The organism is Streptomyces sp. NPDC001970 (assembly GCF_053594115.1).
In genome coordinates this window covers 31943-36074 of record NZ_JBSFDW010000056.1, presented here as the reverse complement: position 1 = coordinate 36074, position 4132 = coordinate 31943, and the positions used below count along the sequence as shown (strand labels likewise).

Sequence of the window (4132 nt, the reverse complement as noted above, 5' to 3'; positions counted from 1 at the left end):
GAGCGAGCGTGTTGTGGGCGCTGCTGCGTGACGGACGGGTCTTCACCGCCGCCCCACCGGTCACGCAAGCGGCTTGACTTCGTCATTGAGACTCCGGCCCAAAGTCTCGGAGCCGACCTCTCGCCGTTGTAAGCGCTGGTGGAAGGGGCTGAGGAGGGGTTGAAGAGGGAGAAGGACGGCAGGAAGCCGGGCCGTCTCTGGGCCGTCCGACAGCAGCCAGCGACGACCAACGACGACAGTTGACGGCAGATCTCCCCCAGGTCAGAGGGGGCCCACCGGGCATCACCGCAGGTACCACCCCCAGACGTAAGTCGAGGAACCACAGGTCAACGCGATGGGCCTGTATCAACCATGTAACCAAACGCATCGGCAAGAGCATGGTTGTCACATCCCGCCAGTGTCGCCGGTCAGTCGGAAAACAGCGATTGCCGCAGCACATGCTGGCGATGACCTATGAATCATGCTCACAAGGACAAAAGATGACTGATGAGTCCGCAGAGACGAGCGGAACCAACCGCCGCACGTTCCTAAGGCGCGCGTCGATCGCCGCCGCAGTTCCCACCGCCGCGGCAGTGCTCGGCGCTACGCTGCCTGGCACCGCCTTTGCGGCCGAGCCGGCCGCCGGCCTGCCCGACTACGCACCAGTCCCCTCGGGCTCCTTCGGTCCCGCGCTCAACGAGGACGGCTACTTCGTCGGCCAGATCAAGGGCAACCTCTACTGGGTCACGGACGGCAGCTACCAGGCCATGTTCCTGACCACGCGGGACGGCGTCGTGCTCGTCGACGCGCCGCCCACCATCGGGCACAACCTGAAGCGCGCGATCGACAAGGTCACCGAGGCCAACGGCCGCCCCAGCACGGTGACCCACCTGGTCTACTCCCACTCCCACGCCGACCACATCGGTGCCGCCTCCATCTTCGGCAAGGACGTGACGATCGTCGGCCACAGGGAGACCCGCCGCCTGCTGCGCCGCGACGGCGACGTCAACCGCCCGGCCCCGTCGGTGACGTTCACCGACCGCTACACCCTGCGCGTCGGCGGAGAGACCCTCGAGCTGGCGCACCACGGCGCGAACCACTCGCCCGACAACATCTTCATCTACGCCCCGGCCTACGCCACCCTGATGGTGGTGGACGTGATCTACCCGGGCTGGGTGCCGTTCAGGAACCTCGCCGTCTCAGTGGACATCCCCGCCTGGATCAAGGCCCACGACATCGCCATGAAGTACCCCTGGACGACCCTCGTCGGCGGCCACCTCGGCCGCCTCGGCGTCCGGGCCGACGGCGACCTGCAGAAGCAGTACGTCAACGACCTCATGGCCAGCACCCGCGCCGCCTCGGCGTCGGTCGACCCGACGCCGTACTTCGAGAAGTACGGTCCGACCGGCAACGGCTGGGCCATCACCAAGACCTACTTCGACGCCGTCACCGAGGAAGCGGCCCGCCCCATCATCGAGAAATACATCGGCTTGCTCGGCGGTGCGGACGTCTTCACGTACGACAACGCCTTCACGATGTACGAGTCGCTGCGCATCGACGCCGGCGAGCTCGGCCCCTTCGGCATCAAGCCGTAAAGCCCAGTTCGTTGGTGGTTGACGGTTCTGCGAAACCGTATCGAGCTCGGCTGCGCAGACCCAAGGTTCGCGCAGCCGAGGCCCGGGACCGGAGCCGGAACGCGGTGCCGGGCCTGCTTCCCGGCCCCGGACCCCGGAACCGATCAGGGAAAAGCCCCGAGCTTCGACGAGAGCGAGATCGCCGGCTGATCCCCGGCCCGCTCCTGCGGCCTTCGGTCCACACCATCCGGCACTGCCTGGCCGCCACCCGCCTCAACTCCCGCCACCCCGTGGAGACCGTCCTGGCCTGCGAGTTATGGCGTCGGCTCCACCAGACCCGTGCCCTGGTCAGTCACTACCGACGCCGCGGAGACCCGCTTCCGGACCGCCTACGGGCCCACCACCAGCCGATCCCACCCATCACCGATCCTCATGATCTCCGGCTGTAGTACGTGGCATTGGGTCTCGACCGGCGGGAAACTCGCCGAATAGGCCATCGCGGGAGCGGCAGCAGGAAATTGTCCTCGATTTTCCGCATCGCGTGTCACAAGCAGAACGACTGCCCGGTCTCTTCTGGTACTGGATCAGGATAACTCCGAGAGGAATTCCGTCATGAAGGTCGTAGTGATCGGTGGAACCGGGCTCATCGGCTCGAAGGTGGTCGCCAGGCTGGGCGAGCACGGGCACGAGGCGGTCGCGGCCGCACCCAACACTGGCGTCAACACGCTGACGGGCGAGGGGCTGGCCGACGTCCTGCAGGGCGCGCAGGTCGTGGTCGACGTGTCCAACTCCCCCTCGTTCGAGGACGACGCGGTCATGGAGTTCTTCCGTACCTCCACGACCAACCTCCTCAAGGCGGAGGCCGACGCCGGCGTGACGCACCACGTGGCGCTGTCCGTCGTCGGCACCGATCGCCTCCAGGGGAGCGGCTACTTCCGGGCCAAGCAGGCCCAGGAGGACCTGATCAAGACGTCCGGCAACCCCTACTCCATCGTCCACGCGACCCAGTTCTTCGAGTTCGCGAAGGGTCTCGCCGACGGGATGACCGACGGCGACACCGTGCGCCTGCCCGCGGCCAAGATCCAGCCCATGGTGTCCGACGACGTGGCCGCGGCCGTCGGCCGCACCTCGGTCGGCGCCCCGGTGGGCGGCGTGGTGGAGGTCGCGGGCCCCGAGACGTTCGAGCTCGAGGAGTTCATCCGCATGGGACTCGCCACCAAGAACGACCCCCGCAAGGTCCTCACCGACCCGCAGGCGACGTACTGGGGCGCCGCTCTCCAGGAGGACACGCTCCTCCCGGGGCCGGACGCGCACATCGCCGAGACCAAGTTCGCCGACTGGCTCGCGCAGCAGAAGTAATTCCTCGGGGTGGCCCTCGCCGAAAGGGGAGGGCCACCCATACCCTTTGACCGACAGGTCTTTTTCATTTGCTGCTCGCGGTACTCAATCGGCGAACGCGAGGAGCTGTGCGACTACATCGATGAGGCCCTGACCGAGCACGGTGTCGACGTCGTGGCACTGACTGCCCGGCACGGACTCGGCCGCTACCCACCATCAGACTTGGAAAGCGTGCGCCGTCGCAGTGGGTGATCGTGCCAGATGCGTGCCAGACCGAGCGGTCAACCACGGTCAATCGGCGGCCGTAGCGGTGCAGGAGTCCGCCGGCAGGCTGAATGGCACCACACGGGCTTGAGCCATGCGTCGCCGCGTCCGGCCAGGAGCCGTGCCACGACGCGACGATCAGAGCGGCTCGTCCCGTGCGCGGTTCGGCAGGCTGACGAGCAGCAGAAGTTGGGGACAGCTCTGGTCCGTTCGTGACACCGCTCGGTGGTAGGGACTGTTTCAGTCGGTGCCGAGAGCCGTGTGCAGGGTGCGGATGGCCTGCTCCATCGCGGCAGTTCTTGCCTGCGCGGGCCGGAGGGGGTTGAGCATCATGAAGTCGTGGACGATGCCGTTGTACCGGACGCTGGTGGTGGGAACGCCGGCCTGGGTCAGCTTGCGGGCGTAGGCCTCGCCCTCGTCCCGCCGCACGTCGTTCCCGTCGACGATCACGAGCGCGGGCGGCAGTGCGCGCTGGTGGCAGGCGCGCGCGACCGATCGGCCCTCCCGTTGGGAGGGCCTTTTTGCTGGTCGGGGGACCCTGGCGTGGAGGGCACGTGAGTGTCTCAGTCCCGCGGCGCCTGGTCGGGAGCCTGGGGCTCGTCCGGGGTCTGCGGCTCGTGCGGCACCTGTTGGCTCGGGGTCTGCGGCTCGTGCGGCACCTGTTGGCTCGGGGTCTGCGGCAGGTCCGGAACCTGCTGATCCGGGGTCTGCGTGTCCGGGGCCTGCTGGTCCGGGGTCTGCTGGTCCGGGGCCTGAGGCTCAGGGATCTCGGGCAGTGGCACCTCCGGCTCCACGGGGTTCGGCTCCTCGGGCTTCGGGGTCTGAGGCTCATCCGGAGTCACCGGCTTGTCCGGGACCTGCTCGTCCTTCTTCTCGTCCTTCTTCTCGTCCTTCTCCTTCTCTTCTTTCTCTTTGTCCTCCTTCTCTTTGTCCTCCTTGCCCTTCTCCTTGTCCTTCTCCTCGTCGGGAGACTTCTC

General features: G+C 67.3%; 2 protein-coding genes and 2 pseudogenes. 2 read left to right on the top strand and 2 right to left on the bottom strand.

What is annotated here, in order from left to right:
- Nucleotides 1-479 precede the first annotated feature (479 nt).
- Entirely contained in the window at nt 480-1574 is a 1095-nt protein-coding gene (locus tag ACWCP0_RS38895; protein WP_451083451.1) for an MBL fold metallo-hydrolase, read from the top strand.
- Between the two features lie 591 nt (nt 1575-2165).
- Entirely contained in the window at nt 2166-2912 is a 747-nt protein-coding gene (locus tag ACWCP0_RS38890; protein WP_451083450.1) for an SDR family oxidoreductase, read from the top strand.
- A 483-nt stretch (nt 2913-3395) separates the two neighbouring features.
- Here ACWCP0_RS38890 and ACWCP0_RS38885 read toward each other — a convergent pair.
- Nucleotides 3396-3626: pseudogene (locus tag ACWCP0_RS38885) on the bottom strand (alpha/beta hydrolase); the annotation flags it as partial.
- A 92-nt stretch (nt 3627-3718) separates the two neighbouring features.
- Nucleotides 3719-4132 (bottom strand): annotated as a pseudogene (locus ACWCP0_RS38880) (hypothetical protein); the annotation flags it as partial.